The sequence below is a fragment of the Azospirillum endophyticum genome (assembly GCF_016595245.1).
Lineage (GTDB): Bacteria > Pseudomonadota > Alphaproteobacteria > Azospirillales > Azospirillaceae > Azospirillum > Azospirillum endophyticum.
Map to the genome: position 1 here is coordinate 1 of NZ_JAENHM010000076.1, position 992 is coordinate 992.

Sequence of the window (992 nt, forward strand, 5' to 3'; positions counted from 1 at the left end):
AGATCGCATCCGCAGCTTCGGTACACGGCTTGAGCCCCGATACATTTTCGGCGCAGGCCGGCTTAACTAGACCAGTGAGCTATTACGCTTTCTTTAAAGGATGGCTGCTTCTAAGCCAACCTCCTGGTTGTCATGGCCTTCCCACATCCTTTCCCACTTAGCCGTGATTTGGGGACCTTAGCTGGCGGTCTGGGCTGTTTCCCTCTCGACGATGGACCTTAGCACCCACCGTCTGTCTGCCGGACTGCACTCTGCGGTATTCGGAGTTTGGTTAGGTTTGGTAAGGCTCGCGCCCCCCTAGCCCATCCAGTGCTCTACCCCCGCAGGTGATATCCGACGCGCTACCTAAATAGCTTTCGCGGAGAACCAGCTATTTCCTGATTTGATTGGCCTTTCACCCCTAGCCACAGGTCATCTCCGACTTTTTCAACAGGCGTGAGTTCGGTCCTCCAGTGCGTGTTACCGCACCTTCAACCTGCCCATGGCTAGATCATCAGGTTTCGGGTCTAAAGCATGCAACTCGGTCGCCCTATTCAGACTCGCTTTCGCTGCGCCTCCACCTACCGGCTTAAGCTCGCTGCATACTCTAAGTCGCTGACCCATTATACAAAAGGTACGCCGTCACCCCGCAAGGAGGCTCCGACTGCTTGTAGGCATCCGGTTTCAGGAACTGTTTCACTCCCCTTGTCGGGGTGCTTTTCACCTTTCCCTCACGGTACTGGTGCACTATCGGTCACTGAGGAGTACTTAGGCTTGGAGGGTGGTCCCCCCATGTTCAGACAGGGTTTCACGTGCCCCGCCCTACTCGAGCATTCGATCCGGTTTATCCGTACGGGGCTATCACCCGCTATGGCCCGACTTTCCAGACGGTTCCGGTTATGTAGATCGAATGACTGGCCTGGTCCGCGTTCGCTCGCCACTACTAGCGGAGTCTCGGTTGATGTCCTTTCCTCCGGCTACTTAGATGTTTCAGTTCGCCGGGTTCGCTTCCC

Annotated in this window: 1 rRNA gene; it reads right to left on the reverse strand. The window is 55.9% G+C overall.

Features of this window, described 5'->3' with window-relative positions:
* Nucleotides 1-992 (reverse strand): 23S ribosomal RNA (locus tag JHL17_RS31610); the annotation flags it as partial.